The organism is Variovorax humicola (genome assembly GCF_037889915.1).
Taxonomy (GTDB): Bacteria; Pseudomonadota; Gammaproteobacteria; order Burkholderiales; family Burkholderiaceae_C; genus Variovorax; species Variovorax humicola.
In genome coordinates this window covers 97,820-123,844 of record NZ_JBBKZV010000021.1, presented here as the reverse complement: position 1 = coordinate 123,844, position 26,025 = coordinate 97,820, and the positions used below count along the sequence as shown (strand labels likewise).

The 26,025-nt window shown below is 64.6% G+C and carries 23 protein-coding genes and 1 pseudogene; 10 read left to right on the top strand and 14 right to left on the bottom strand.

Features of this window, described 5'->3' with window-relative positions; translation table 11 throughout:
• The 3 genes and pseudogenes from WKW80_RS25785 to nirB all read right to left on the bottom strand — a co-directional run.
• Window positions 1–323: pseudogene (locus WKW80_RS25785) on the bottom strand (nitrate reductase); the annotation flags it as partial.
• A 165-nt stretch (window positions 324–488) separates the two neighbouring features.
• A complete protein-coding gene (gene nirD, locus WKW80_RS25780) occupies window positions 489–917 on the bottom strand; it encodes a nitrite reductase small subunit NirD (RefSeq protein WP_340366424.1) in 429 nt (142 codons plus the stop codon).
• Window positions 914–3,379 (bottom strand): nitrite reductase large subunit NirB, encoded by a 2,466-nt coding sequence (gene nirB / locus WKW80_RS25775; RefSeq protein WP_340366423.1) that lies wholly within the window; start codon window positions 3,377–3,379, stop codon window positions 914–916. The genes nirD and nirB overlap by 4 nt, the downstream gene beginning before the upstream one ends.
• Window positions 3,380–3,444: 65 nt before the next feature.
• Here nirB and WKW80_RS25770 point away from each other — a divergent pair, with 65 nt between their 5' ends.
• Window positions 3,445–5,154: a bifunctional protein-serine/threonine kinase/phosphatase gene (locus WKW80_RS25770; protein WP_340366422.1), complete on the top strand. Its 1,710-nt coding sequence runs from the start codon at window positions 3,445–3,447 to the stop codon at window positions 5,152–5,154.
• A 29-nt stretch (window positions 5,155–5,183) separates the two neighbouring features.
• Here WKW80_RS25770 and WKW80_RS25765 read toward each other — a convergent pair whose 3' ends face one another.
• A complete protein-coding gene (locus WKW80_RS25765) occupies window positions 5,184–6,449 on the bottom strand; it encodes an MFS transporter (protein WP_340366421.1) in 1,266 nt (421 codons plus the stop codon).
• A gap of 258 nt (window positions 6,450–6,707) precedes the next feature.
• Here WKW80_RS25765 and WKW80_RS25760 point away from each other — a divergent pair, with 258 nt between their 5' ends.
• Complete coding sequence (locus WKW80_RS25760; RefSeq protein WP_340366420.1) at window positions 6,708–7,973, top strand: ANTAR domain-containing protein; 1,266 nt, start codon at window positions 6,708–6,710, stop codon at window positions 7,971–7,973.
• Between the two features lie 127 nt (window positions 7,974–8,100).
• On the opposite strand, the gene WKW80_RS25755 is transcribed toward WKW80_RS25760, so the two are convergent.
• The 6 genes from WKW80_RS25755 to WKW80_RS25730 all read right to left on the bottom strand — a co-directional run bounded on the left by WKW80_RS25755 (window position 8,101) and on the right by WKW80_RS25730 (window position 15,003).
• Window positions 8,101–8,949 carry an NAD(P)-dependent oxidoreductase gene (locus tag WKW80_RS25755; protein ID WP_340366419.1) on the bottom strand — a complete coding sequence of 283 codons (849 nt, stop codon included), beginning with the start codon at window positions 8,947–8,949 and terminating at the stop codon, window positions 8,101–8,103.
• Window positions 8,950–9,134: 185 nt separating this feature from the next.
• Complete coding sequence (locus WKW80_RS25750) at window positions 9,135–10,133, bottom strand: transketolase family protein (protein WP_340366418.1); 999 nt, start codon at window positions 10,131–10,133, stop codon at window positions 9,135–9,137.
• The gene (locus tag WKW80_RS25745; protein WP_340366417.1) at window positions 10,133–10,972 is read right to left on the bottom strand and encodes a transketolase; all 840 of its coding nucleotides are present in this window, start codon (window positions 10,970–10,972) and stop codon (window positions 10,133–10,135) included. Before WKW80_RS25745 ends, WKW80_RS25750 begins: the two co-directional genes overlap by 1 nt.
• An 81-nt stretch (window positions 10,973–11,053) precedes the next feature.
• A complete protein-coding gene (locus WKW80_RS25740; RefSeq protein ID WP_340366416.1) occupies window positions 11,054–12,946 on the bottom strand; it encodes a TRAP transporter large permease in 1,893 nt (630 codons plus the stop codon).
• 119 nt (window positions 12,947–13,065) lie between these two features.
• The gene (locus tag WKW80_RS25735) at window positions 13,066–14,076 is read right to left on the bottom strand and encodes a TRAP transporter substrate-binding protein (protein ID WP_340366415.1); all 1,011 of its coding nucleotides are present in this window, start codon (window positions 14,074–14,076) and stop codon (window positions 13,066–13,068) included.
• A 177-nt stretch (window positions 14,077–14,253) separates the two neighbouring features.
• Window positions 14,254–15,003 carry an SDR family NAD(P)-dependent oxidoreductase gene (locus WKW80_RS25730; RefSeq protein WP_340366414.1) on the bottom strand — a complete coding sequence of 250 codons (750 nt, stop codon included), beginning with the start codon at window positions 15,001–15,003 and terminating at the stop codon, window positions 14,254–14,256.
• 119 nt (window positions 15,004–15,122) lie between these two features.
• Between WKW80_RS25730 and WKW80_RS25725 the strand changes: the two genes are divergently transcribed.
• Window positions 15,123–16,067: a LysR substrate-binding domain-containing protein gene (locus tag WKW80_RS25725; protein WP_340366413.1), complete on the top strand. Its 945-nt coding sequence runs from the start codon at window positions 15,123–15,125 to the stop codon at window positions 16,065–16,067.
• 76 nt (window positions 16,068–16,143) lie between these two features.
• The gene (locus WKW80_RS25720; protein ID WP_340366412.1) at window positions 16,144–16,266 is read left to right on the top strand and encodes a hypothetical protein; all 123 of its coding nucleotides are present in this window, start codon (window positions 16,144–16,146) and stop codon (window positions 16,264–16,266) included.
• A 176-nt stretch (window positions 16,267–16,442) separates the two neighbouring features.
• Here the strand turns inward: WKW80_RS25720 and WKW80_RS25715 are convergent, their stop codons facing one another.
• Window positions 16,443–17,441, bottom strand: a complete 999-nt coding sequence (locus tag WKW80_RS25715) for a GntR family transcriptional regulator (protein WP_340366411.1) — start codon at window positions 17,439–17,441, stop codon at window positions 16,443–16,445.
• A 163-nt stretch (window positions 17,442–17,604) separates the two neighbouring features.
• On the opposite strand from WKW80_RS25715, the gene WKW80_RS25710 reads away from it, so the two are divergent.
• From WKW80_RS25710 to WKW80_RS25685, 6 genes are all read left to right on the top strand, one after another.
• Entirely contained in the window at window positions 17,605–18,288 is a 684-nt protein-coding gene (locus WKW80_RS25710) for an amino acid ABC transporter permease (protein WP_340366410.1), read from the top strand.
• A gap of 30 nt (window positions 18,289–18,318) precedes the next feature.
• Window positions 18,319–18,963, top strand: a complete 645-nt coding sequence (locus WKW80_RS25705) for an amino acid ABC transporter permease (protein WP_340366409.1) — start codon at window positions 18,319–18,321, stop codon at window positions 18,961–18,963.
• A 36-nt stretch (window positions 18,964–18,999) separates the two neighbouring features.
• A complete protein-coding gene (locus WKW80_RS25700; RefSeq protein WP_340366408.1) occupies window positions 19,000–19,728 on the top strand; it encodes an amino acid ABC transporter ATP-binding protein in 729 nt (242 codons plus the stop codon).
• A gap of 66 nt (window positions 19,729–19,794) precedes the next feature.
• Window positions 19,795–20,592 (top strand): transporter substrate-binding domain-containing protein, encoded by a 798-nt coding sequence (locus WKW80_RS25695; protein WP_340366407.1) that lies wholly within the window; start codon window positions 19,795–19,797, stop codon window positions 20,590–20,592.
• A gap of 26 nt (window positions 20,593–20,618) precedes the next feature.
• Complete coding sequence (locus tag WKW80_RS25690) at window positions 20,619–22,202, top strand: UxaA family hydrolase (protein ID WP_340366406.1); 1,584 nt, start codon at window positions 20,619–20,621, stop codon at window positions 22,200–22,202.
• Window positions 22,203–22,228: 26 nt separating this feature from the next.
• Window positions 22,229–23,158, top strand: coding sequence for a dihydrodipicolinate synthase family protein (locus WKW80_RS25685; protein WP_340366405.1), 930 nt, complete (start codon window positions 22,229–22,231; stop codon window positions 23,156–23,158).
• Between the two features lie 107 nt (window positions 23,159–23,265).
• Here the strand turns inward: WKW80_RS25685 and WKW80_RS25680 are convergent, their stop codons facing one another.
• The 3 genes from WKW80_RS25680 to WKW80_RS25670 form a co-directional block, all read right to left on the bottom strand.
• Window positions 23,266–23,991, bottom strand: a complete 726-nt coding sequence (locus WKW80_RS25680; protein WP_340366404.1) for a DUF4336 domain-containing protein — start codon at window positions 23,989–23,991, stop codon at window positions 23,266–23,268.
• A gap of 113 nt (window positions 23,992–24,104) precedes the next feature.
• A complete protein-coding gene (locus tag WKW80_RS25675) occupies window positions 24,105–24,833 on the bottom strand; it encodes an SDR family oxidoreductase (RefSeq protein WP_340366403.1) in 729 nt (242 codons plus the stop codon).
• A gap of 111 nt (window positions 24,834–24,944) precedes the next feature.
• A complete protein-coding gene (locus WKW80_RS25670; RefSeq protein ID WP_340366402.1) occupies window positions 24,945–25,883 on the bottom strand; it encodes an AraC family transcriptional regulator in 939 nt (312 codons plus the stop codon).
• Window positions 25,884–26,025: the final 142 nt, after the last annotated feature.

The following is a 26,025-nucleotide window of genomic DNA, read 5'->3' as shown; positions in this document are numbered from 1 at the left end:
ACGTAGAAGCCGACCGCGTCGGGGCCGTGGTCGCGGATGACTTGCGCGAACTTGTCGGCGGCGGTGTCGAGGGCGCTGTCCCAGGTCGTCGCTTGCGGTGCCGCGCCGCGTCGGGCGCGTTGCATCGGCTGCAGCAGGCGCGTTTGCCGCGTGACCTCCGCGGTGGCCGTGAGGTGCAGTGTCGAGCCCTTGGTGCACAGGCGGCCGAAGTTGGCCGGGTGGTCCGCGTCGCCACGCACGCCGGTGATCTGGTCGCCCTGCGATTCGATGATGACGCCGCAGCCCACGCCGCAGTAGGGGCAGGTCGACCTGGTCTCCTTCATGACCTTGTGTCCTGTGCGCTGGCGTTCAGGCGGGCGAATGCGCTGCGTGAAAGTGCACCTCGTGGAAGCGCGCCCGGCATGCGGCACGGACCGTGCGACCCCACTGTGCCGGCCGGCCCGCACCGCATGCCGTCCGCCGACGCGCCCCCGCCGCAACGAACAAGCTCAAGACCCATGCGGCGCCTGCACATCAAATGTCCGGTCACCCAACGGCCCTGTAGGCGCAGCCTTTCCTGGACCCGCACGCGGCGCCTCCAGGTCGAGCGCATGCGTCGCGAGTTCTCGTGCATCCAGCATGACCTGTCCCCCTTCGACCTTGCACGCAAACCTCGGCGTGCACCCTTCGTCGGGCTGCTTCGCGCACCCGTCGTCCAGCCCGATGGTCCAGTTGTGCAGCGGGCAGGCCACGCTGGTGCCGAACACGATGCCTTGCGACAGCGGCCCGCCCTTGTGCGGGCACCGATCGAGAAGCGCGAACACCTCGTCCTGGCTGTTGCGAAACACCGCGACCGCCACACCCACCGGCCGAGCCACGCGTCGCGCGCCAAGCACCGGGATGTCTTCGACGCGGCAGATGGTCTTCCATTCAGTCATGCCGATTCTCCTTGCGCAATCCGTGCGACAGGGGCGAACTGGCGGACATCGACCGACGCCTGTACCGATTCGAACCACGGGTCGGGCTCGCCATCGAGCGCAAATTGCAGCCGCTCCCACAGCGCCTTGCGGCCCGCGGTGTCGTCCAGGATGCGCTTCTTGACGTAGTCCAGCCCCACGCGCGAGATGTAGTGCACCGTGCGCTCCAGGTACCAGCCCTCCGTGCGGTACAACTCGAGAAAGGCCCCGGTGTACTCCATCACTTCCTCGGCCGTCTTCAGTTTCACCAGGAATTGCGCCACCTCGGTCTTGATGCCGCCGTTGCCGCCGACATAGACCTCCCAGCCCGAGTCGACGCCGATCACGCCCACGTCCTTGATGCCGGCCTCGGCGCAATTGCGCGGGCAACCGGACACTGCCAGCTTGACCTTGTGCGGCGAGTACATCGCCCACAGCGCGCGCTCCAGGTCCTTGCCCATCTGCGTGCTGTCCTGCGTGCCGAAGCGGCACCACTCGCTGCCCACGCACGTCTTCACCGTGCGCAGCGACTTGCCATAGGCGAAGCCGCTCGGCATGCCGATGTCCTTCCAGACATCCTGCAAATCCTCCTTCTTGACGCCGAGCAGGTCGATGCGCTGGCCGCCGGTGACCTTGACCGTCGGAATCTTGTACTTGTCGGCCGCGTCGGCGATGCGGCGCAACTCGTCCGGCGTGGTGTGGCCGCCCCACATCCGCGGGATCACCGAATAGGTGCCGTCCTTCTGGATGTTCGCGTGGCTGCGCTCGTTGACGAAGCGGCTCTGCGGATCGTCCTTCGCCTCCTTGGGCCAGGTGCTGATCAGGTAGTAGTTGATGGCCGGGCGACAGCTGGCGCAGCCATTGGGCGTGGTCCATCCCAGCCCCGCGTAGACATCCGCATGCGTCAGGTACTTTTCCTTGAGGATCGCGTCGCGCACGTTCTGATGGCTCGCATCGGTGCAGCCGCAGATCGCCTTCTTCTTCGGCGCGGCCGAGTAGTCGCCGCCGGCGGTGAACATCAGGATCTGCTCGACCAGGCCGGTGCAGGACCCGCACGAGGCGCTCGCCTTGGTGTGCTTCTTCACCTCGTCGAGCGTGAACAGGCCTTTCTCGCGGATCGCCTTGCAGATCGTGCCCTTGGTGACGCCGTTGCAGCCGCACACCTCGGCCGCGTCGGGCATGGACGCGGCCTTGCTGTGGCCCTCGTGCCCGGTGTCGCCGATGTTCGATTCGCCGAACATCAGCTTCTCGCGGATGTCCCCCACGCTGCGGCCGTCGCGCAGCAGCTTGAAGTACCAGCTGCCGTCGGCGGTATCGCCATACAGACAAGCCCCCACGAGCTTGTCGTCCTTGATCACCAGCTTCTTGTAGACGCCGCCGAAGGGGTCGCTCATGACGATTTCTTCCGTGCCTTCGCCGCCCATGAATTCGCCCGCGCTGAACAGGTCGATGCCCGTGACCTTGAGCTTGGTCGACGTCAACGAACCCATGTAGCGCCCGATGCCGAACTGCGCCAGGTGGTTCGCCGCCACCTTGGCCTGCTCGAACAGCGGCGCGACCAGGCCGTAGGCGATGCCGCGATGCGCCGCACATTCGCCGACCGAGTAGATGCGCGCATCGGTCACCGTCTGCATCGTGTCGTTGACCACGATGCCGCGGTTGCAGTGCAGGCGCATCGATTCGGCCAGCGTCGTGTTAGGGCGGATGCCCACGGCCATCACCACCAGGTCGGCCGGTGCTTCGGTGCCGTCCTTGAACTTCACCGCCTTGACGCGGCCCGCGCCGTCGTCGACCAGTTCCTGCGTCTGCGCACCGATCAGGAACTTGAGCCCGCGGTCTTCCAGCGACTTCTGCAGCAGCCTGCCAGCCACGTCATCGAGCTGCCGCTCCATGAGCCAGGGCATCACATGCACCACCGTCACGCTCATGCCGCGCAGCATCAGGCCATTGGCGGCTTCGAGGCCGAGCAGGCCGCCACCGATGACGACCGCATGCTTGTGCGTCTTCGCGGTCTCGATCATGTAGTCGGTGTCGGCAATGTCGCGGTAGGCGATCACGCCCTTCAGGTCCTTGCCCGGAACCGGCAGGATGAAGGGGTTGGAGCCGGTGCACAGCAAGAGCCTGTCGTAGGCCGCCTCGGTGACGCTGCCGTCGTCCGCCACCGCTCGGACGATGCGCTTCACGCGGTTCACCTCCGTCACCTTCTTGCCGGCATGCAATGTGATGTGGTGCTCCGCATACCACTCCCAGCTGTTCAGCACGATCTCCTCGACCGTCTGCTCACCGGCCAGCACCGGCGACAGCAGGATGCGGTTGTAGTTGGGATGGGGCTCCGCACCGAATACCGTGATGTCGTAGAGCTCGGGTGCGAGCTTGATCAGCTCTTCGACCGCGCGCACGCCGGCCATGCCGTTGCCGACCAGCACCAATTTCATCTTTTTCATGACCTAAAGACCTTTCCTGGATTCATTCAAGCGGGGCGCCCGGGTCGCGTGTGCAGAATCGCGCCATGAGCTTTGAAGTGGACATCGGCTACAGCAGCCAGTGCGGGCCTCGCGACGTGAACGAAGATTTCGCGGGTGCCGTCCATGCGCCGAGGGGTGAAGAGGCGCGCGGGTTGATCGCAGCCATTGCCGATGGCGTGTCTACCGGCGGCGGCGGACTCGAGGCGGCCCAATCCACCGTGATGGGCCTTCTGTCCGACTATTTCGCGACACCCGACACATGGGACGCCACCGTTGCGCTGGACCGCGTGATCGGCGCCCAGAACACCTGGCTGGCTTCCCACAACCAGCGCCGCCACGGAACCGTGACCGGCCTTGCGACGCTGACCGCGCTGGTGCTGCACGGCCACCGCTACACGTTGGCGCACGTGGGGGACACGCGCGCCTGGCGTGTGCGGGCCGATGGCGCGCCCGCCGTGCCGCTGACACACGACCATGCGCTCGACCACCCCGATCTCAAGGCCCAGTTGACCCGCGCGATCGGCCTCGACGACCAGGTGCGTGTCGACTACGTGCAGGGCGACGTGCAGGTCGGCGACTGCTTCGTGCTCACGACCGACGGCGTGCACGGCGTGCTCAAGGCCGCACAGGTCGGCGAACTCGCGCTGGTCGGCAGTGCAGGGCAGGCCAGCGATGCGATGGTGCAGGCCGCGCTCACCGCAGGTACGCGCGACAACGCCACGGCGCTCGTGTTGCGCGTTGTCGGCCTCGACGCGCGGCAGCTTGAAGACGAGTTGTTCGATGGTCGACGTCTTGCCCCGCCGCCCGCCTTGAAGGTGGGCGATGCGCTCGACGGCTACGTGATCACGGCGCGCGTGGCCGACACCGGCGTACACCTGATCTACCAGGCACGCGAGACCGCCACGCGTGGCCTTGTGGCGCTGAAGACCTTGCATCCCTCGCGCGCCAGCGATGCGCAAGAGCGCGCCATGCTGGCCCATGAGGCGTGGCTCGGTTTGCGCGTCAGTGCGCGCGGCGAGACCGGCTTCGTGCGCGTGCACGAACGCGATGCGCGAGCCAGCGCGCTCTACACGGTGTTCGACTGGCACAGCGGCCGCACGCTGGAGCAGATCCGGCAGACCGCGACGCTGCCGCCGGTTGCGACCGTCGTGGCCGCGGCCATTCAATGGACGCGGGCCCTTGGCCAACTGCACCGGCATGGCGTGATTCACCGCGACATCAAGCCCGGCAACCTTCATTGCGGCGAGGATGGCCGCTGGCGCATTCTCGACCTCGGCGTCGCGCTGTCCGGCCGCGAGGACCCCGCTGCGCGCGAACTGCACGCGGGCACGCCGAGCTACATCAACCCCGAGCAATGGGAGGGCGCGCCGGCCGATGCGGGCAGCGACCTGTTCGCGCTCGGTGTCACGCTCTACCAGTGGCTGACGAAGCGCTTGCCCTATGGCGAGATCGAGCCCTATCAGCAGGCACGCTACCGGCGCGACCCGGGCGCACTGTCGCGCATCCGGCCCGACGTGCCGATGTGGCTGGACCACCTCGTACGCAAGGCCGTCGCACGCGATCCGCGTCAGCGCTTCGAAACTGCCGAGGAGATGTTGCTGGCGCTCGAACGCGGCGCTTCGCGCCCCATCGCCGCGCCGCTTGCCACGCCGCTGATACAGCGCAATCGCGCCGCGCTGCTGCGCATCGCGCTCGTCGTGTCGGTGCTGTTCAACGTGGTGCTGCTCTTCTGGCTGCTGTTCCTGCCGCGTTGAAGGGTCGCTGCCGACCTGGCCTGCCTCCTTCATGGGCGGGCCGCCTTGCGGGCGCCGGCATAGGAAGCGGGTGCGGCAGCGGATGTCGTGCGGGCGCGACCGCCTTTTTCAGCCCAGGTGCGCGTCCAGCGAATCTGCATCACGCGCATCACGCCCAGCATGATGAGCGACAGTGCGCCAAAGAAGACAAAGCCCCACACGTAGCTGCCCAGGTACTGCTTCGACAGGCCCATGGCGTTGGGCACCAATCCGCCGCCCAGTGCACCGATCTCGCCAATCATCGAGCCGGCCACGGCGGTGCTCGCGGGCCAGCGCAGCGGCACCAACTGGAACAAGGCGCCATTGCCGGCGCCCAGCGCCGCGAAACAGATGATCAGCAGCAATGTCGTCAACGCGAGCGACGATGAACTCACGCCGACCAACACCAGGCCTCCGGCAACCACGAGCAGCACCAGGGTCAGCGTGTTGACGCCGCCCCAGCGGTCGGAAATCCACCCGCCCACCACGCGCACCGCGGCGCCCATGAAGGCGGCAAGCATCGTGAGTTGCCCCGCCTGGACCTTGCTGACACCGAACTGGTCGTAGTAGTACGACGGCAGGAAGGTCGTCAGGCCGATGAAGCCGCCGAAAGTCACGCCGTAGATCAGGCTGAACACCCAGCCGTCCTTCTCGAACAGGCAGGCCACGTGCTCGCGAAAGCTCGCATGGCTGTCGACGTCCGGCGGCTCCTTGGCGAACACGATCATCACGACCATCGGTATCAGGATCGCCACGGCCGCGATGCCATAGACGCTTTGCCATCCAAGCCATTGCGCGAGCGGCGGCGCCACCAGCACCGACACCGCGGTGCCGACATTGCCGGCGCCCACCAGGCCCATTGCGAGTCCCTTGTGCTGTGGCGGGAACGAGCCCGATCCGAGCGACAGCGCCACGCCGAAACTGGCGCCGGCGATGCCGAGCAGCACGCCCATCGCCAACAGTTCGCTGAAGCTGTGAACGAAGAAGAAGCCAAACATCATCGCCATGGCGATCAGGCCCATCTCGACCAGGGTGGCGTTCTTGCGGCCGATGTATTGCGACAGGATGCCAAGCGGGAAGCGCATCAGCGCGCCCGCGATGATCGGCACCGACAGCATCAGCCCCTTTTCGGCCGGCGTGAGCTTGAATGTCTCGCCAATGAAGGGCGCCATCGCGCCGTTCAGCACCCAGATGCAGCACGAAAACGAGAAGTACAGGAACGCGGCAAAGAGGGTGGGGGAGTGCCCGGATTTCAAAAAAGTCTTGAAAGTTGACATGGCAGGAATCAATGCAAATGCCGCAACGCAGCCATCGCGTGTGCCGCATCGTCGGAGGGGTTTGGAGGGAGAGTTCCGGCTGCGTTGCCGGCGGACGGCGTGTCCATGCGCGCTGCGCCATGAAACCGCGAGAGCCGCGGCCCTATCACACCGAAGCGGTGCTTCGTTACACCGCGAGACCATCCTTAAGCAAGCACCGTGCCACAAACGCCAAGCCCTGGCCTTATGCTTGGTGCAGCCCTGCACGCTGTCCATTCCATGCCTTCCTTGCACCTCGTTCTGCTGGATCTGCTCGATGCAATTGCCCTGCCGCGGGGCGTGCAGCGTGCTCTTTCACAATGCGGAATGGAGGTCGTCTACCACCAAGGCGACGACTTTCGTGCGATGGAGGGCGGGTCCTTCGACCACGTGTTGGCGTGCGCCGTGGGCGCAGAGGGGTCTGGCGTCCCGAAGGCGATGGCCGCCCTATCGGACGCGGCGCCCTCCTCACCGTTGAGCCTGCTGAGTCCGCCGCTGGACGCGACGCTCCATGCGGCGCTGGTGGACGCCGGCGTGCACGCGTGGGGCGATGTCGAAAAAACGGAGGAGGTCGAACTGGCCGCCTTGCTTTCACAGGCTCGCGCGCGATGCGGGCGCGAAGCGGCCTGGCGACTCGAACTGGTGCAATTGCGCACCCAATTGGACGACCGTAAATGGGTCGACAAGGCCAAGGGCCTGCTGATGCTGGCCCGAGGCATGGACGAAGACGAGGCCTTTGCATTGCTGCGTCGCGCCTCCATGCACGCCAACATCCGCCTCGGCGAGGTGTCGCGATCCGTCGTCGACGCGGTGCGATGGGCCGAGGCGATCAATCGTGCGGGCCAACTCCGCATGTTGTCGCAACGACTCGCACGGCTGGCGGCGCAGGCCCTCGTCGCGGTCGATGTGACGCGAAGTCGTGCACAGCGGCGTCAATCTGCCGACCGCATCCAGGAAAATCTGGCGTACCTCGCCGGCTTGGGACTCACGGGTGCGCCAGCCGCTGCGCTCGAGCGAACGAGCGCGGCGTGGCTCTCACTTTCAGCTGCCTGGACAGCCCGTGTCACGCCTGACGCAATGGCGGCGATCGATGCCGCCGCAGAGGCGCTCCTGGCCAGTGCCGAAACCCTGACGGAGTCACTTGAGGGGGCGAGTGGACGGCGCGCGCTCAAGATCATCAGCCTCTGCGGACGCCAGCGCATGCTTTCGGAACGCCTCGCCAAGGAAGCACTGCTGGGCGAGCCCAACGCGCCGCAGATGGTCGCTTCGGCGAGCGAGTTCGAGAAGGCACTCCTTGAACTCGAGAGTGCGCCATTGACGTCGCCCGAGATCCGCGCGGTGCTTGCGACCGCGCGAGACGAGTGGCTGCGCTTTGCGCGCGGCGTGCAGGGAATGAACAAGCCTCAGGGCCGCGTGGCCCTGGTTCGATCGGCCGAGGCGCTCGTCACGACATTCGACGAACTGGCGGCCCAGTACGAGCACAGCGTGCAGGTCATCATGGCGTGAGGTAGCCCCGGTCGCGAGCGAAGGGCGGCAGCGCACCGTAGGGGCTCGCTGACCCGGTGGTGGTGGCAATCGACATGGTCGGGTGCTCCGGGCAACTGTCGGGGGGCAGGGATGCCGTCCCGATGCTTCAACTCCAGGTCTCGATCACCCTGCTGTCATCACGCAAGCCGAGGCCTGCATCCGCCGCCCGGCAAAAGCGCTCGTGCGCAATGGCCAGCAAAGGAAGCTCGGCGCCGCAGCTCTCTCCTGCCAAGGCGACCAGCCCGCTGTCTTTCACGAAGATGTTGATGGCACTGGTCACTTCGACATCAGTGCCCGCCACCATGCGTGGACCACGATCAGACAACATCCAGGACCCGGCGGCACCGTTCTCGATCAACCCGAGCACAACGGCAGGGTCGAGGCCCAGCAGCCTGGCCAGATTGAGGGCCTCGGCGGCCGCAGCAATGTGAACGGAACAAAGATGCTGGTTGACCACCTTGATGCCTTGCCCGTCACCAAGCTGTTCACCCGTCATTCGTACCTTGCCCATCGCCTCGAGCACGGGCATCGCGGACTCCACATCGGGCGTCGATCCCGCAGCGAAGATGACCAGTTCACCTGTCCTGGCGCGAGCGACGCCTCCCGTCACGGGCGCATCGACGACGCGAGCGCCTTTTTGCCGCAAGGCTTCGCCTTGCTCACGCACGGATTCGGGCCCGACCGTCGACATGATGATCCACAACTGGCCTTGCACCGTCTCGTCCACTTGCCCTACGACCCCGGCCAGGTGATCCGGTGTTGCAACCATGACGACAACGACTTCCGAGGTGGGCGCTGCAGAAAATCGTCGAACGGTCTCGATGCCGTTCGATCTTGCGTTCGCGATGACTGCGTCCGAAACATCGACACCTGTGACCGCGTGGCCTGCGCCCTGGATTCGCAAAGCCATCGGCAGTCCGATGGCTCCCACTCCGATAAAAGTAACGTTCATCATTTGTTCCTGTTCCGATGAGTGATGACGGGATGTCCCGACCACCGGCCGGGTCCCTGCGGCCAACTCAAGTCGTGGCAATCCTCTTGTGCGCTTGAATCCGTGGCTCGGTCGCCCGGATGGCAATCGCCATCCGGGCGACCGGCTGTTGACTACGAGGCAACTGCGCGGGACCGTTGCCGGTGGGGCTAGACCCAACCCTTGATTTGCCGACTCATCGCCTCTGTCGAAATTCCGTAGCGGTCGTGCAGCGTCGGCAGGGCCCCCGCGTCGAGGAACGCATCGGGCAAGCCGATCTGCCTGAAGGCCGTCGCGACGCCCGAGCGCATCAGCAGGGTTGCGACTGCCTCCCCCAACCCGCCGATGACGGAATGGTTCTCCGCCACCACCACGAGCCTGCCCGATCGCCGCACCTCGGCCAGGATCGTCGCTTCGTCAAGAGGCTTGATCGTCGGAACGTGCAGCACCGCAACGTCGACGCCGTCGGCTTGCAATTGCTGGGCGACCTCCAGCGAGCGCATCGTCATGAAGCCGCTCGAGATCACGAGCACGCTCTTGCCGTCGCGAATCAGCTTGGCCTTGCCGAGTTCGAACTTGTAGTCGTACTCGTCGAGCACGAGCGGCACGTTGCCGCGCGGCAGCCGCATGTAGACGGGGCCTTGGTGATCCGCCATCTGAGGCACCGCCTGCTCGATATCGAGTGCGTCGCACGGATCGATGATCGTCAGGCCGGGAATACCGCGCATCAACGCCAGATCCTCTGTCGCCTGGTGGCTCGGCCCATAGCCGGTCGTGAGCCCCGGCAGCGCGCAGCACATCTTGACGTTGAGGTTCTCTTCGGCGATCACCTGATGCACGAAGTCGTAGGCGCGGCGGGTGCCGAACACCGCATACGTCGTTGCGAAGGGGATGAATCCTTCCTTGGCCATGCCGCCCGCCGCCGCCATCAGCAATTGCTCGGCCATGCCCATCTGGAAGAACCGTTCCGGATACTCCTTGGCGAACAGGTGCAGGTCGGTGTACTTGGCGAGGTCGGCCGTCATCCCGACGACGTCCGGGCGATTGCGGCCCAGCTCGACCATGGCCTTGCCGAACGGCGCCGCCGTGACGCGCTGGCCCTCGCCGGCGATGGAAGCAATCATCGCCGAGGTCTTCAGACGCGGCTTCTTCTCGATAGTGGCACTCATCACAAGACTCCTTCAGGTTGCGTGCTGTCGACATGCTCGATGGCTTGCTGCCACTCCGGCGGATCGACTCGGATGAAATGGTTCTTGTCGCGGGTCTCCAGGAACGGAACGCCCTTGCCCATCAAGGTGTCGAACAGAATGACGCGCGGCTTGTCTTCGTTCAGCGCGCGGGCCGCGTCGAAGGCAGCGATGACGGCGGGCATGTCGTTGCCATCGACGCGCTGCACGTGCCAGCCGAACGCGGCCCACTTGTCGGCGAGCGGCTCGAAACCCATGATCTTTCCGGAGGGGCCGTCGGCCTGCTGGTTGTTGATGTCGATCAGGCAGATCAGGTTCGACAGCTTGTGGTGGGCGGCGCCCATGGCGGCCTCCCAGGTCGACCCTTCGTCCAGCTCGCCGTCGGACATCGAGTTGTAGACGAAGGCCGGGTTGTTCTTCAGACGCAGCCCGAGCGCCATGCCGACGGCAATCGGAAGACCCTGCCCGAGCGATCCACCAGACATTTCCATGCCGGGCGTATAGGTGACCATCCCCGACATCGGCAGGCGGCTGTCGTCGCTGCCGTAGGTTTCAAGCTCCTCTTCAGAAATGATCCCGGCCTCGATCAGCGCGGCATAGGCTGCGATCGCGTAGTGGCCGTGAGACAGCAGGAAGCGGTCGCGGCCTTCCCACTCGGGATCCTCGGGCTTGTAGGTCATCGCGTGCTTGTAGGCAACCGCGAGAACGTCGGCCCATCCGAGCGCCTGGCCGATGTAGCCCTGCCCCTGGACTTCGCCCATCCGCAGCGCGAAGCGGCGAATGCGATAAGCGCTCTGTCGAAGCGTCGATAAGTCAGACATTGAAATCTCCTGGTTAGAGTGAAATGCGGAGTTGTCCGCGCGAGCGAGAAAAGCAGTGGTTGCGGTGATCGGTTGCATGTGTCATTTCACGAACCCCGTCGAGATCCATGGAACCGCCGCCACGATGACGACACCGACAAACAGGGCGACCATGTAGCCGACGATCGGCTTCATGCCCTCGTTCGGATGGATCCGGCTGATCGCGCAGGCCGCGTAGTACCCGACCCCGAACGGCGGCGCGAAGAGGCCGATGCCCATCGCGAGGGTGACGACCATCGCGTAGTGCACTTCGTGAATGCCGACCTGGCGGGCGATGGGGAACAGCAGCGGTCCCAGCAGCACGATGGCAGGGATGCCTTCCAGTACCGATCCGAGGATGATGAACGCCACGACCGACACCGCCATGAAGGTGACCGCGCCGCCGGGAAGTGCCTTCATCGCGTCCGCCAATGCGGTCGAGAACCCGGACTGCGTCAGCGCCCAGGCCATGCCGGTGGCCGCACCGATGATGAACAGGATGGACCCTGAAAGCGCCGCCGTGCTCACCAGCATCGGATACACGCGCTTCCAGTCGAACTGGCGATAGATCAGCAGTCCCGCAACCACCGCGTAGACGATGCCGATGGTCGACACCTCGGTGGCCGTTGCGACGCCCTCCACCACCGCGGCGCGAATGATGACCGGCAGCGCCAATGCGGGGATCGCCACCAGCAAGGATTTGCCGATCTCGCGAGCGCTGGCCTTGCGCACACCCGACAGGTCCTCGCCACGATAGCGCCACCATACGAGGGCGCCCAGGGTCACGCCCACCACGACGCCCGGCAGCAGGCCGCCGGTGAACAGAGCCGCAATCGAGACGCCGGTTGCGGAGCCGATCGTGATCAACACCAGGGACGGCGGAATCGTCTCGGTCTGCGCGCCCGTTGCCGACAGCAATGCCACCAGGTCGCCGGGTTTGGCGCCCCGCTTGCGCATCTCGGGGAAGAGCGCCGGTGCCACCGCTGCCATATCCGCCGCCTTGGAACCGGAGATGCCCGAGACCAGGTACATCGCGCCGATCAGCACATACGAGAGTCCACCCTTTACATGCCCCAGCAGGTTGGCCAGGAAGTTGACCATGGCGCGTGCAATGCCCGTCATCTCGATGAGCAGGCCCAGCAGCACGAACAGCGGCACCGCCAGCAGGATCAGGTGGCTCATGCCCTCGTCCATGCGACCGACCACGACGACGGTCGGCGTGGTGGTCGTCAATGCGATGTAGCCGAACGTCGCCAGTCCGAAAGAGAAGGCGATCGGCACGCCCAACAACACCAGTGCGCCAACACCGACGACGAAAAAGAGCAGAAGATTCCAATTGCCAAGCGACTTGAGCAAAGGCCCCACCAGTGCCAAGCCCCCGACGACAACCGCCACGATAGCCAATGCGAGGAACGCGTCCTTGAGCCGGCCGATGCGGAAGATCTGGAGGACGCCGACGATGAGCATCAATCCGAGCCCGATCGGCAGCGCGGCAGCGCGCCAGGAGTTGACGATGCCCATCGCTGGCGTCGTGACATACACCTCGTCCTGCGCGAACTCGTAGGCAGGGTGGACGACGAAAGCGAGAAAGGCAATCGCCGCGGCGATGGCAATCAGGTCCAGGAAGGCGCGTGACCTCGGTTGCAGCTTGCCGACGATGGCCGTCATGCGCATGTGCTCGCCGCGCTGGAACGCAACGATCGACCCCAGCATCGCCAGCCAGAGGAAGAGGATGGAGGCCAACTCGTCGCTCCAGCCGAGCGGCTGGTGCAGCACGTAGCGGCTGGTCACGCCCATCAGCAGCACGATGACCTCGGCCAGCACCAGCAACGCGGCCGGGACTTCGACCAGAATGCCGATGGCCTTGTTCAGTTGCTCGACCCACGCGATCGGCTCGCGCCGGCCCGTTTCATGAAGGGACCCGGCAAGGCCAGGGTCGTCACTTGGTATGTTCATGGCTTTCTCTCCTGTGAAGGGACGAAGGCAGGCCTCCGCCAACGGCGCGGCTCACCGATCAAAAACTTTCATTGGGTGTTGCGCTTCGCCTGGGCAGGCGAAGCGAGGCGGGCGATGGATCAGCCGAGCTTGCCGGAGACCTTCTCGAGGAGACTCCAGGCTTCTGCGCCGTACTTCGACTTCCACTCGCTGTAGAAGCTGGTGCCGGCGAGCTTCTTGCGGAAGTCGTCCTGCTGCACGTCGACGAAGCTGATGCCCTTGGCCTTGAGATCGGCCTTGAGGGTGCCCGTGAGCTTGGCGATGTCGGCGCGCTGGTCGGTCGCGGATTTGTCGATCTCGCGCGTGATGATCTGCTGGACGTCCTGCGGCAGCTTCTGGAATGCGCGCTTGTTGCCAAGCACCCAGTAGCCATCCCAGACATGGCCAGTCAGGCTGCAACTCTTCTGAACCTCGTAAAGCCGCGCGGTTGCGATGATGGCGAGCGGATTCTCCTGGCCCTCCACCACCTTCGTCTGCAAGGCCGTGTAGAGCTCGTTGAAGTTGATGGGCGACGGTGCGGCCTCGAGCGCGGTGAACAGCGAGGTCAGGGGCGGCGCCGGCGGTACGCGCACCTTGAACCCCTTCAGGTCCGCCGCTGTCTTGATCTCTTTCCCGGAGGAGGTGATCTGGCGGAAGCCGTTGTCCCAGATCTTCGAAACGGTAAAGATGGGCGTCTTCGCGATCTCGGCACGAATGTAGTTGCCCAGTTCGCCGTCCATCGCCTTCCAGACATCGTCGTAGTTCTTGAACGCGAAGCCGACGCTGGTGATGCCCGAGACCGGTACGAACGTCGCGAGGATCAGGGACGACAGGTTGAAGAACTCGACCGAGCCATTGCGAACCTGCGTGAGCAGGTCCGTGTCGCTGCCGAGTTGATTGGCCGGGAAGAGCTTGATGTTGACCCGTCCGGACGTTGCCTCTCGGATGCGGTCGAGGGCTTCCTTGGCACGCAGATTGATCGGGTGCGTCGGATCCTGTCCGGTGGCGTACTTGAGCTCGAACTCGGCTGCATCCGCACGGTGCGAGATGATCGAGAACAGCGGAAGTGCAGCAGATTGGGCCAGCAAGGCGCGGCGAGTCAGTTTTGTCATGATGCTTGTCTCCATTAGCTCGGGTGGTTCACGTTGTGCCGTTGGTGAGCGGCGTTCGGGGGATCGTCAAAAGACGGCAGCCACAGGCGGGCCTCTCATCGGGCGCGTTGGGCGCCCACTGAGTTCCTGCTTGCAGATACGGGTGGATCGGGGACCTGCGAAGAGGTCCGCGCCAATTCAGTGAATCAGCATTCCGCCGTTGACATCCAGCGTCACGCCGGTGCAGTACGCCGACAGCTCACTTCCGAGGAAGATGCAGGCACCCGCGATGTCATTGGGATGGCCCAGGCGGCCGAGCGGGATCGTCTCGGCAATCTCGGCCTTGCGGTCCTCCGTCAGCTTGCCCTTGATGATGTCGGTGCCGATCAGGCCGGGGGTGATGCAATTGACGCGAATGCCGGCGGTGCCGAGCTCGCGGGCCATGGCGCGCGCCAGTCCCAGCACGCCGGCTTTGGCCGCGGAGTAGTGCGGACCGCCCAGGATGCCACCGCCGCGCTGCGCCGAGACAGACGAGATGCAGATGATGGAGCCGCTGCCTTGGCGCTCCATCGCAGGAATCACCGCCTGGGAACACAGCAGCGTGCCACGCAGGCTCACATCCAGCACCGCGTCGTAGTCGGCGGCGGAGATGTCGACGGTCTTGCGCGGCTGGGTGATGCCGGCGTTGTTGACCAGGATGTCGATGCGGCCGAACTTCGCGAGGATCTGCTGCACCGCGTTGTCGACAGCCGTCTTGTCGGTAACGCTGGCGACGACGCCCAGGTGTTCGTCGCCCAGTTGCTTGGCGGCCTCTGCGGGCTTGGCGCCCTCGAGATCCATGATCGCAACGCGTGCGCCATGACTGGCCATCTGAAGCGCTGTGGCGAAGCCCAGCCCGTTGAGCCCGGCGCCGCCGGTGATGAGTACGACCTTGTCTGCAAGAAGCATTTTGTGTCTCCACGTGAGTTGATGCCGTGATTGTGGAAACTTGCTTTGTTGAAGACAAGCGATAGTATTTCAGGGTAGGCTGATGTTTCGTCATCATTGGGTTTTCCCCCATTCACACCATGCGCTCATCCTTCCCGCCTTTCGCCTGCCTCGCAGCCTTCGAAGCCGTCGCACGGCGCAGGAACTTCTCGTTGGCAGCGGGCGAATTGCACCTGACCCCTTCGGCGATCAGTCACCAGGTCGCCAAGCTGGAACAGTTCCTGGACATTCGGCTCTTCGAGCGCACGGCGCACAGCGTCGAGCTCACTGTCGCGGGCGATGACTACCTGAATCGGGTAAGCGGTGCGATGGCTGCAATCAGTGCGGCAACCGACAACGCAAGAAAAGGAGTGCGCAACTCAATGCACGTGCACTCGACGCCGAGCTTTGCCACGCTCTGGCTGATGCCGCGCCTGACGGACTTCGTGAAAGAGCATCCCAGCATTTCGCTGTCGATGTCAGCTTCCGTGACGCATTCCGATTTTTCCGCCGGCCACACGGACATCGACATTCGCTATGGCGCGGCGCATTGGCCGCAACTGACAGTGCGGACGATCTTCGACGAGCAGATCATGCCCCTGGCAAGTCCTTCATTCATCAGGCGCCATCGGATCGTCACGCCTGAAGACTTGATGCACGTTCCGCTCATCCAGTCCACCGTCGGCGTGCTCCAGTGGCCAGACTGGTTCACGGCCCAGCACATCGTTCACACGCCTGGAAGCTATGCCTATCGTTTTGATCGCGCATTCATGGCGCTCGATGCTGCCGTGCAGGGTTTGGGCGTTGCATTCGAGAGCACGTCGATCGGCGAGCCACATCTACGGAAAGGCCGGCTCAAGCCGGTGTTCGAAACGGGCGAGTACCTGCCAGTTCAGGCGCATTTTCTGGTGTACCCCGAGCGACACGCTCAACGTCCGGAAGTCATGAGCTTCGTCGATTGGGTCCTGGAACGGGCTGCGAGCGAACCGGACCTGAACATGCGAAGAGCTGGTCTGGGGCGATCTTCACGTCCACGGGCAAAATAGAGACACGGCATTTGCGGGTAAATACCTAGGGGTTTACACTTAGTCCACAGGCGCAGTGCCTTGTTGGAGCCCCCCCATGATCCTGTCGTTCCTCTCTGTGGCAATCGTTCCCGGCGTGGCCGCTCTCATTGGCTTTCTTGCTGAAAGCCCGACAACCGAATTCGGGCCTTCGGTCGAACCGGAGGCTTCGATCATCTAGCTGCTTCGCCAAGTGCAACAGGGATGCGCTGCCTGGCGAGTGGCCTCGCCGTTGTCGAGAGCCAGCGATCTCTGCGGCGAATTCCTTCTGGTCGCATCCGCCGACCCTCTCACCGACCGGAGGCTGCGAAGGGTTGCGGTGAGCGGGCCACAGGGCAGGTGTATCCCGTAAAGCGCTTACCGCATGTAGGAAACGTCGGGTGTTGCGAAGGTATTGCGGACCAACTCCGCGCGCTGCGTGACCTTGACGCACGACTCTTCGAGATGGCGTTGCAGCAACGACTGTGCGCGGTCGGCGTCGCGTTGCATGGCCGCCTGGAAGACGTCCAGGTGTTCCGCCATGAATGGATCGTTCCTGGGCATCGGTGCCGCGCCGCCGAGCACGTGCTTGCTCAGCGTGAGCAGGCAACGGGTGCGTTGCAGGCTTTCGAGCAGCGGCCTGTTGCCGCAATAGGCAAGATAGGCCACGTGCAGATCGTGCTCGAGGTCGTCCATCTCGCCGCGCGTGACGTCCGGGTAGGACTTCATGGCCTTGCGCAGCCGCTTCATCATCGCTGCGACTTCGTCCTTCGGGGCCACGCCGATGGCAGACCGCAGCGCGGCGGGCTCCAGCAACCAGCGCAGCTCATAAAGATTGCTGATCCGCTTGCCGTCGAGAGGCGTCACGTGCCATCTCAATCGCTCGTCCTTTTCGACGAGGCCGAGGGCTTCGAGGCGCAGCAGCACGTCCCGCGCCACCGTTCGCCCGACGTTGAAATGCCGTGCCAATTCGACTTCATTGATGCGGTACTGGTCGAACACGGACAGGTGCACGACATCCCGCTCGACCTCCAGATAGATCGCTTCCCATCCGGGCGCGTTGCGTACGGGCGTGGCGCTTTCGTCCTGTCCCAGCATGGCCGGTGTGAGCGTCACCCGTGAGGGCTGCGCGCCGGCCGGCCCGGCCAGCACCCCGCGGCCTTCGAAGCGGCTGACCAGGGCCTCCAGCTCGAGTTCGTGCAGGGCCTGACGCACCGGCGTGCGCGTCACACCCAGGATCTCGGCGACATGCCCCTCCAGCAGGACCGCGCCAGGGGGGATGGATCCCCCCGCGATGGCCTCCTGCAGGACCTGCTTGACGCGCGCATAGACCGGCGAACGCGGGCTGCGCTCGCTGGCGGCCTGTTCATCAGGCACCGGGTCCGATGGTTCCCGGTTCGCCCTTTTTGCATCCTTGTCCATGCGTCGATGGTACGGCGCGCGGACTGTCTGCAGACCCGGCTAGGGGAAAACCATAGTGAGTTCTGCTGGCATAAGTCATTTACATTTGACTCATGCCCGCACAAGTCATTTCACCCGCATGAACTACGACTTCGATTTCAGTTTCCTGTCCACGCATTGGCGCGAGCTGATCGACGGCATGCTGCTCACGCTGCGCCTGTCGGTTGCGACGATCGTGTTCGGGTTCGTGCTGGGCGTGGCGCTTGCTGTCGTGCGCACCCAGGGCTCGCCGCTGGGACGCCGGCTGGTTTCCGGCTATGTGGACCTGATCCGCAATACGCCGCTGGTGATCCAGGCGTTCTGGTTGTTCTTCGGTCTCGCCGCGCTGCAGATCCGCGTTCCGGCCATGGCCGCGGCCATCATCGCGCTCACGATCAACGTCTCGGCGTACACCACCGAGATCGTGCGTGCCGGCATCGAGTCGATCCCGCGCGGCCAGCTCGAGGCCGCATCGTGCCTGGGCATGTCACGCTGGAAAGTGCTGCGCCTGGTCATCCTGCCGCAGGCCGTGGAGCGCATGTACCCCGCACTCATCAGCCAGTTCGTGCTGATGATGCTGGCGACTTCGATCATGTCGCAGATCTCCACCGAGGAACTCACGGCAGCGGGCTACGCGATCCAGTCGCAGACATTCCGCGGGTTCGAGATCTACCTCGTGATCGCCGCGCTCTATCTCGTGCTGTCCTGGCTGCTCAGGCTTTCGATGGCCGGCTTTGCCGCCGTCGTGTTCACCCGCCGTCGCCGTCTGAAGACTCCGCTCTGACCCATCTCACGAAAGAAGACGGAGACAACCATGGAAGGCATCTCGATCAGTCAGCTGGGCTTCATCTTCAAGGGTGCGGGCTGGACGCTCGTGCTCTCGGCGATGGGTTTCGCAGGGGGCGCGCTGGTGGGTCTGCCGCTGGCGCTGGCACGCACCCGTGGTGGCGCCGTGCTGCGCGCGGCGACCGGCGCCTATGTGCAGCTGGTACAGGGCATCCCGCTGCCGGTCATCATGTTCCTCTGCTACTTCGGCATCAGCATCGCGGGGTTCGACGTGCCCTCGCTGGTGGCCGCGGGCATCGCCATGACCGCGTACTCGAGCGCCTACCTCGGGGAGATCTGGAAGGGCTGCATCCAGGCCGTGTCGCGCACCCAGTGGGAGGCAGCCGAATGCCTGGCCCTGCGCCCGGTGCAGCGCCTGGCCTACGTGATCCTGCCCCAGGCCGCACGCGTCGCCATCGCACCGACGGTGGGATTCCTGGTGCAGATCGTCAAGAACTCCTCCTACGCCGTGGTGATCGGCTTCTTCGATCTGACCTACTCGTCGCGCGTCGTCAACAACTCGACCTTCAAGCCCTTCCTCGTCTTCAGCCTCGCGGCATTGATCTATTTCGCGATCTGCTATCCGTTGTCTTCGCTCTCCTACCGCCTCGAAAAGCGGATGGCACGGCGCTGACCCTCCCTGCATTCCCCAACTCACGGAATCCACGTCATGGATGAAATCGTTCGCTTTGACAAGGTCTGCAAGTCCTACGGACCGACGCAGATTCTCAAGGGCGTCAGCTTCACGGTGGGCCGCGGCCAGGTGGTCGCCCTGATCGGCCGCAGCGGCTCGGGCAAGACCACGGCCCTGCGCTGCATCAACGGACTCGAAACCATCCAGGGCGGCGAGCTGCACGTGTGCGGTCGGGCCATGCACGGCGGGTCGGTCGACCTGATGGCCCTTCGCAAGGAAGTCGGCATCGTGTTCCAGAGCTACAACCTGTTCCCGCACCTCACCGTCCTGCAGAACATCACCCTGGCCCCGCGCAAGGTCAAGGGTGTGCCGCGCAAGGAAGCGGAAGCACTGGCGATGGAGGTCCTGCAAAAGGTGGGGCTCCATGAGCGCGCAGCGTACTACCCGGAACAACTCTCGGGCGGCCAGCAGCAACGCGCGGCCATTGCGCGCTCGCTGGCCATGCAACCCAAGCTGATGCTGTTTGACGAGGTGACCTCGGCGCTCGACCCCGAATTGACGGGCGAAGTGCTGAAGGTCATCGAAGGCCTGGCCAACGACGGCATGACCATGGTGCTCGTCACGCACGAGATGGCCTTTGCGCGGTCCGTGGCGGACCAGATCATGTTCATGCACCAGGGCATCGTCTGGGAGTGCGGCAGCGGAGACCTGCTGGGCCAGCCCACCACCCCTGAACTGCAGCAATTCGTCGGCAGCGGACTGTGACGCCGGCCGACCTCATTCCCTTCCCATTCCCTTCCGATTGATTTCAACCTCCCACGGAGACACCCCATGCCATTCACCCGCCGCCAACTCGCGTTCCTCGCCTCGGTCCTGCTTCTGGGCGCCACTGCGACGGCCTCGGCCGATACGCTCGACACGATCAAGCAACGCAAGAAGGTCCTGATCGCGGTCGACATTGGCGCGCCGCCGTACGGGTTCCTCGACAGCGACGCGAAGCAGGCGGGCTCCGACGTGGAGGCCGCGCGCATGCTGGCGAAGGACCTGGGCGTCGAACTGGAGATCGTCCCGGTCTCGGGCCCGAACCGCGTGCCGTTCCTCCTGTCGAAGAAGGCTGACCTGGTGATGGCCTCCTTCTCGATCACGGACGACCGCAAGAAGGTCATCGACTTCTCCGATCCCTACGGCGTGGTCCCCATCGTCGTTGCCGGACCCAAGGCCACGACGCTCAAGAGCTTTGCCGATCTCTCCGGCAAGAACGTTGCCGTGACGCGCGGCACGACCAGCGACCAGGAGCTGTCGCGCGGGGTCAAGGAGATCTCGGGCGTCACGGTCGTGCGCTACGAAGACGACGCCACGACCAACACCGCCGTGGCCACGGGTCAGCAGGACTACATGGCGGCCGCCCCCAGCGTGATTCCGGCCGTCAAGAAGGCCAATCCCTCGCGCGACATCGACATCAAGTTCGTCATGAAATCCTTTCCCTACGGCGTCGGGCTGCGCAAGGACGACTCGGCGCTCAAGGCGTGGGTCGACGGCTGGGTCAAGACCAACCTGAAGAACGGCAAGTTCAACGAGATCTACAAGCGTCACTTCGGCATGTCGTTGCCCGAAGAAATGCTGAAGTAACCCATTCGACACCGGAGCCCCAGACCATGTTCTCACCCACCGAAGAGCAGGCTTTGAAGCAGCCCGCCGAGCCGCCGGCGCGCCCTCATGTGCGGGTGATCCGCCTGCACCCCGAAGACGATGTCGTCATCTCGCTCGACCAGCTGATGTCGGGCACGCACATCGCGAGCGAGGGCGTCGACGTGGCGGGCCTGGTGCCGCCCGGCCACAAGATGGCCACCCGAGCGATCGAAACCGGGCAGGCCGTGCGCCGATATGGGCAGATCATCGGCTTCGCCAGCCAGCCGATCCGCCCCGGCCAGCACGTGCACACGCACAACCTGGCGATGGGCGACTTCACGCGGGACTATGCCTACGGTGCCGATTCCAAACCGTCGCCACCGGCCGCCGAACCGGCGACGTTTCAGGGCATCGTGCGCGAGGACGGGCGTGTCGCCACGCGCAACTACATCGGCATCCTGACCTCGGTGAACTGCTCGGCCACCGTGGCCCGCGCCATCGCCGATCACTTCCGCCGCGACATCCACCCCGAAATGCTGGAGGACTACCCCAATGTCGATGGCGTCGTCGCACTCACGCATGGCGCTGGCTGCGCGGTCGACCCCGATGGCGAAGGCCTGGCCATCCTGCAGCGCACGCTGGGTGGCTATGCATGCCATCCCAACTTTGCGAGCGTGCTGGTCATCGGGCTCGGTTGCGAGACCAACCAGATCCCGAAGCTGCTCGCCACGCAGGGGCTGAGCGACAGCGCGCGGCTGCGCAGCTTCACCATCCAGGACACGGGCGGTACCACGCGCACCATTGCGCATGGCATCGAGCAGATCAAGGCGATGCTGCCCGAGGCCAACAACGTCAAGCGCGAGACCGTGCCCGCGAGCCATCTGGTCATCGGCCTGCAGTGCGGCGGCTCCGATGGCTATTCGGGCATCTCGGCCAACCCGGTGCTTGGCGCCGCGGTCGATTTGCTGGTGTCACATGGCGGTACCGCCATCCTGAGCGAGACGCCCGAGATCTACGGTGCCGAGCACCTGCTGACGCGTCGGGCGCAGACGCCGGAGATCGGCCACAAGTTGATCGCGCGGATTCGCTGGTGGGAGGAATACTGCGGCCGAAACGGCGCCGCGATGGACAACAACCCCTCCGCTGGCAACAAGGCCGGAGGCCTCACCACGGTGCTCGAGAAATCACTTGGCGGCATCGCCAAGGCCGGTTCGACCAATCTCGTCGACGTCTACGAATACGCGCAACCCGTGAAGGCGCACGGCCTGGTGTTCATGGACACGCCGGGCTACGACCCGATCTCCGCGACAGGCCAGGTCGCGGGCGGCGCCAACCTGATCTGCTTCACGACCGGGCGAGGTTCCGCCTACGGTTGCGCGCCCTCGCCTTCGTTCAAGCTGGCGACCAACACAGCGTTGTGGGAGCGGCAATCCGACGACATGGACCTGAACTGCGGCGAGGTGCTCGACGGCACGCGCAGCATCGCGGAACTCGGTGCACGGCTGTTTCGCATGTTGCTGGACACCGCGTCGGGTCAGCCCTCGCGCAGCGAACTGCATGGCTATGGCCAGCAGGAATTCGTCCCTTGGCAGATCAGCGTGATCACCTGAACACAAGACAGGACATGACCAGACAAATGACTTCATCTTCCCGCGTCCGCTACCAGGGGCTTTTCCCCGTCGTGCCCACTCCCTTCACCGAAACCGGCGAGCTCGACCTCGACAGCCAGAAGCGCTGCGTCGACTTCATGATCGACGCTGGCTCCAACGGCCTGTGCATTCTCGCGAACTTTTCCGAGCAGTTCCTGCTGTCCGATGAGGAGCGGGAGGTACTCACGCGCACCGTGCTCGAACACGTCGATGGCCGCGTGCCGGTGATCGTGACCACCACGCACTTCAGCACCGACGTCTGTGTGGCGCGCAGCCGCTGCGCGCAAGAGCAGGGCGCGGCGATGTTGATGGTGATGCCGCCGTATCACGGCGCGACCTTCCGCGTGCCCGAACCGCAGATCCACGAGTTCTACGCGCGACTGTCCGACGCGGTGGCCATTCCGATCATGGTCCAGGATGCACCAGCGGCCGGGACGCCGTTGTCCGCCGCCTTCCTTGCGCGCATGGCCAAGGAGATCGAGCATGTCGCCTATTTCAAGATCGAGACCGCCGGTGCCGCCGCCAAGCTGCGTGAACTGATCCGCCTGGGCGGCGACGCGATTGAAGGCCCGTGGGATGGCGAAGAGGCCATCACGTTGGTGCCTGACCTCGACGCGGGCGCCACCGGCGCGATGACGGGTGGTGGCTTCCCGGACGGCATCCGGCCGATCCTCGACGCCTGGCGCGCCGGGCGCCGCGACGAAGCGATCGCGGGCTACGAGCGCTGGCTGCCGCTCATCAACATCGAGAACCGCCAGTGCGGTCCGCTGGCCGCCAAGTCGCTGATGAAGGAAGGCGGCGTGATCGCCTGCGAGGCGCCGCGCCATCCTTTTCCTGCGATCCACCCTGCGGCCCGCGCACTGCTGATCGAAACCGCCAAACGCCTCGATGCGCAAGTGTTGCGCTGGGCCCGATAAGCTGAAAGCCAGCGTGGCGATAGCCGCGCCCGGCGTTACGGCCATGAAAACAAAAAATGGAAGCGTCGCGCTTCCACGCCGGACCGGCAGGCGGGACCAGGCTCAACCTAGTCGCTGACTTCGGCCGCAATTTTTTCCAGCACTTCGCGCGGGCGATCGGTGATGACATCGCCATGGCTCACGATGATGCGTGCCAGATCCGGCTCGGCTGCCCAGGCGCGCAGCGCGCCCGCCACCGCGGCATGGTCCTTGACGAACATTTTCTCGCCGACCCAAGGCATCTGTGGTTGCTTGACTCCAAAACCCATGAGGCGCGCCATCACCTTGGCGCCCAGCCCGTCGGGATGACGCACGTTGGCGATGATGTCGTTGACGACCAGTGACGTGCCGTCCGGGCGCCGGATCAGCAGGGCGGCTTCCTTGCCGTCCACGCCCGGCACGGTCTGAAACGCCACGGTAGGATCGTCAAGCACATCCACGGTGGCATCGACGGGCACGGCCTCGGCCACCGCCTCCCGCGCTCCCGGCGGACAGACAACCTTCGCAGCGGGGTACCGGTGCTTCCAGGCCTTGAGATCGAGGCGATGCGCAACGCCGGGCACGATCAGATAGGCCACCGAACCCATCGATTCGAGTTGCGCCATCTCCGTTTCGCGCAAAGGAATGGCGCTCCACACGGCGAGTCGCCCGCCCTGCAATGTGAGCACCGTCATCCGGCGTGGGAAGTGGCCCAATGGCATGTTGATCTCGCCAGCCACGCTGTGCAAACCCTCGCCGAGCATCTCGAGCGGGCCGTGCTTCTCGACTTTCCATTCGTCGTTGAGCCTGGACATCTGGACACCTCCATTCGCCTGATTCGCCGCAAGCTAGACCTGTGGATCGCACCCGGGCGCCGGTCTCTCGCGCCATTTCGTGTAGGAAACCTGATCCCTTCAATCGAGCTTTTTCAAAGGTCGAAATGGGTCGGCATCATGACGACGTCGCGAATGGTCATGCCACGCGGCCGGGTCAGCATGAACTTCACCACCTCGGCAACTTCGCTGGCCTCCAGCAGGCTGCCGGACGCCCTCGCCTCCGCCAGTTTCTCCGGCGGCCAGTCGGCGAGCAGCGCGCTGATGACCGGGCCCGGCGAGATCGAGCCGACCCGGATGCCGTGCTTGAACACCTGGCGCCGAACCGTCTGCACGAAGCAATTGATCGCCCATTTCGACGACGCGTAGACGGGCTCCCAAGGCGTCGGAAAGTGGGCCGCCAACGAACTCGTGACGATGATGTCGCCGGTCTTGCGCTCGATCATGTGCGGCAGCACGTCATGCACGTTCTTCATCACGACGTTGACGTTCAGGTTCAGCATCCGGTCGATGGCGGCGGTGTCGGCGTCGACGAGGTCGCCACCGATATAGGTGCCGGCATTGGCATGCAGGATGTCGAGCTGGCCGGCCTTTTCGAGCACCCGCGGCAGTAGCGTCGCGCAGTCCTTTGCATCCAGCAGGTCGATGACCAGCGGGATCACCGCATCGCCATGCCTGCTGCGATGCGCCTGCAGCGCGGCCTGGTCGCGGTCCACCATCACCACGCGCGCGCCTGCGGCGAGCATCGCCTCGGTGCTGGCCAACCCGATGCCCGAGGCGGCGCCGGTGACGACGGCCACTTTGCCATCCAACTCTCTTGTCATGCTATTGATCCTTGCTTGTGCTGTGATAACAGGCGGTCAACATTCGTCGGTGAAGAGCCGCCGACCGCACTCCGGTATTCAATCGATGCGGGCGTGCCAGCGCAAAACCGCCTAGCAGCCTCCTCGTGAAGCAACGCCTCTTCCAAGCCGAGCCAGGGCCTGATGGCGAAACTCGCTGGGGGTGGTGCGCTTGACCTCCCGAAAGCGCCTGTTGAAGTTGGCGAGATTGTTGAATCCGACGGCGTAGCAGATGCTGGCGATCTGGCTCTCGCTGTGCATCAACAATTCACATGCCTTGTGGACGCGCAAGCGGTTGACGAAGGCCGTAAAGGTGCTGGACGTGGCCTTGCTGAAAAACCGGGAAAAGCCGCTTTCAGTCATGTTGAAGTGGGCCGATATGTCGCTGAGAGAAAGGTCCTCGGCAAAGTTTTCGTTGAGGTACTCGACGATCGTGTTGATGGTGGACGGAGTGTCCCCGGCGCTCCCGACCGCTGCCGGTTCGGACGACAGCACCCGGTAGTCGTCGCAGCGTCGCAGCAGGCACAGCAAGCTGATGAATTCTGCGAAACGCTCCAGCCCATGGCTGCGCTTGATGCGATAGAACCGATCCCTCACGTTGTCGCTCAGGCCGAAGAACTCGATGCCCTGGCGTGAGCGCTCGAGCAACGGTCGCACTTCCTCCATCTCCGGGATGGCACGCATCCCGTCTCGAAGCGGCTCCGCGCGAAACTGGAGGACCAGGCTGCGCACGTCGATGCCGTTGGGCGGCAGATCGTTCGAAATCCAGTTGTGCGGCAGGCGCGGGCCGGTCAGGACAAGATGGCCCGGCTCGAAATGACCGACGTAATCGCCCACGAAGGCGCGGCCGTGCGCGCCGACGATCAACTGCAATTCGTACTCGTCGTGGCAATGCCAGCGCTCCAACGGCGTCGGACTGCCATGTTCCACGCAACGGACGAAGTCCGGAGACGCTGCCTCATAGCCAAGGCGAGGGTCTCGACAAAGGTCATGTTCGAACTCCGGGAGGAGCTTGAGGCGTCTATTTGCCATCGTGGATTGTCCTTGCGAGGCACGTGCTTCTCGTGCGGCTGGTTGATCCGCCCGACGATAGGACACCTGCCGAAGAACACCGATAGCGATGGATTCCGTTCTGATACTTTTCTGCGCTGAGCACCTAGGGTGGACCCTATGA

What these genes read in the sequence shown, in the direction of transcription:
- nirD (WP_340366424.1), bottom strand. Translation starts at nt 917, where the DNA reads ATGACTGAATGGAAGACCATCTGCCGCGTCGAAGACATCCCGGTGCTT.
- nirB (WP_340366423.1), bottom strand. Translation starts at nt 3,379, where the DNA reads ATGAAAAAGATGAAATTGGTGCTGGTCGGCAACGGCATGGCCGGCGTG.
- WKW80_RS25770 (WP_340366422.1), top strand. Translation starts at nt 3,445, where the DNA reads ATGAGCTTTGAAGTGGACATCGGCTACAGCAGCCAGTGCGGGCCTCGC.
- WKW80_RS25765 (WP_340366421.1), bottom strand. Translation starts at nt 6,449, where the DNA reads ATGTCAACTTTCAAGACTTTTTTGAAATCCGGGCACTCCCCCACCCTC.
- WKW80_RS25760 (WP_340366420.1), top strand. Translation starts at nt 6,708, where the DNA reads ATGCCTTCCTTGCACCTCGTTCTGCTGGATCTGCTCGATGCAATTGCC.
- WKW80_RS25755 (WP_340366419.1), bottom strand. Translation starts at nt 8,949, where the DNA reads ATGATGAACGTTACTTTTATCGGAGTGGGAGCCATCGGACTGCCGATG.
- WKW80_RS25750 (WP_340366418.1), bottom strand. Translation starts at nt 10,133, where the DNA reads ATGAGTGCCACTATCGAGAAGAAGCCGCGTCTGAAGACCTCGGCGATG.
- WKW80_RS25745 (WP_340366417.1), bottom strand. Translation starts at nt 10,972, where the DNA reads ATGTCTGACTTATCGACGCTTCGACAGAGCGCTTATCGCATTCGCCGC.
- WKW80_RS25740 (WP_340366416.1), bottom strand. Translation starts at nt 12,946, where the DNA reads ATGAACATACCAAGTGACGACCCTGGCCTTGCCGGGTCCCTTCATGAA.
- WKW80_RS25735 (WP_340366415.1), bottom strand. Translation starts at nt 14,076, where the DNA reads ATGACAAAACTGACTCGCCGCGCCTTGCTGGCCCAATCTGCTGCACTT.
- WKW80_RS25730 (WP_340366414.1), bottom strand. Translation starts at nt 15,003, where the DNA reads ATGCTTCTTGCAGACAAGGTCGTACTCATCACCGGCGGCGCCGGGCTC.
- WKW80_RS25725 (WP_340366413.1), top strand. Translation starts at nt 15,123, where the DNA reads ATGCGCTCATCCTTCCCGCCTTTCGCCTGCCTCGCAGCCTTCGAAGCC.
- WKW80_RS25720 (WP_340366412.1), top strand. Translation starts at nt 16,144, where the DNA reads ATGATCCTGTCGTTCCTCTCTGTGGCAATCGTTCCCGGCGTGGCCGCT.
- WKW80_RS25710 (WP_340366410.1), top strand. Translation starts at nt 17,605, where the DNA reads ATGAACTACGACTTCGATTTCAGTTTCCTGTCCACGCATTGGCGCGAG.
- WKW80_RS25705 (WP_340366409.1), top strand. Translation starts at nt 18,319, where the DNA reads ATGGAAGGCATCTCGATCAGTCAGCTGGGCTTCATCTTCAAGGGTGCG.
- WKW80_RS25700 (WP_340366408.1), top strand. Translation starts at nt 19,000, where the DNA reads ATGGATGAAATCGTTCGCTTTGACAAGGTCTGCAAGTCCTACGGACCG.
- WKW80_RS25695 (WP_340366407.1), top strand. Translation starts at nt 19,795, where the DNA reads ATGCCATTCACCCGCCGCCAACTCGCGTTCCTCGCCTCGGTCCTGCTT.
- WKW80_RS25690 (WP_340366406.1), top strand. Translation starts at nt 20,619, where the DNA reads ATGTTCTCACCCACCGAAGAGCAGGCTTTGAAGCAGCCCGCCGAGCCG.
- WKW80_RS25685 (WP_340366405.1), top strand. Translation starts at nt 22,229, where the DNA reads ATGACTTCATCTTCCCGCGTCCGCTACCAGGGGCTTTTCCCCGTCGTG.
- WKW80_RS25680 (WP_340366404.1), bottom strand. Translation starts at nt 23,991, where the DNA reads ATGTCCAGGCTCAACGACGAATGGAAAGTCGAGAAGCACGGCCCGCTC.
- WKW80_RS25675 (WP_340366403.1), bottom strand. Translation starts at nt 24,833, where the DNA reads ATGACAAGAGAGTTGGATGGCAAAGTGGCCGTCGTCACCGGCGCCGCC.
- WKW80_RS25670 (WP_340366402.1), bottom strand. Translation starts at nt 25,883, where the DNA reads ATGGCAAATAGACGCCTCAAGCTCCTCCCGGAGTTCGAACATGACCTT.